Annotated in this window: 1 protein-coding gene; it reads right to left on the bottom strand. The window is 35.2% G+C overall.

What is annotated here, in order from left to right:
• Window positions 1-801 (bottom strand): hypothetical protein (locus AC1DSL_RS18925; protein WP_477533434.1); only part of this gene is annotated, 801 nt, incomplete at its 3' end.
• Between the last annotated feature and the right edge of the window lie 12 nt (window positions 802-813).

An 813-nucleotide genomic window follows, 5' to 3' on the forward strand; every position in this document is an offset into this window, starting at 1 on the left:
AATTAGTGCCTGTGAACCTTCACCAATGTTTAGCATTGCATCAAAAGGTTTTGTAGCATCGTTCCATGAAGCCTGTTTGATTTGATGTGTACCAGTCGTTCTTGGAAGATTTCCAGATACTGAACTTGCAGAAACAGGATCATCATATAAAGCCCAATAAGTAGCGTCTGCCTGACCAAAATAAATAGCAGTTGGGGCATAACCGTTCTTAGGAATCAATTCCAATCTCATTTTTATATCTTTAAATTTAGAATAGTTTGGATCTGATTTATCAAATTCACCCGTATATCGCACTTTCCCAGTATAAAGAATTTCATTAGTGTTCTGTAAGTCATTCTGAACGGTTTGGAATTGTACGATTGAACTCTTTGTTAGGAAAGTGGTTTTGGCTGTTGCTAATATTTTTTCCGCAATCAGTCTGTGACCTTCCACTGTTGGATGGGAAACATCACTGATAAATCCACTATCAATTAGTGTTTGAACGTTATCCACTTTATCAATAATTTTAATATAAGGTGAATTGCATTGTGTAGCAAAATTCTTTAGTTGTGTTTCTGTTATTAATCTCGATTTATCCCAAACTAAGTCCACTACGTAAAGGATCGGCTTATACTTGTTATAAGCTTCTACACACTTAGCTAACCTTTCATTCACGATAGTGTCAGCACTGTAATTATGACCCAAACAGAAAAACACAACTTTTGCATCAAACAATTTATCAATTAAACTGTCACTTAAATCCTCAATTCTAGCTCCACTTCTTGAGTAGTTATTGACCACAAAGTTATTTGTATCGTCCATGAAATACAACCC

It is taken from the genome of Paenisporosarcina sp. P4_D4, from assembly GCF_056401835.1.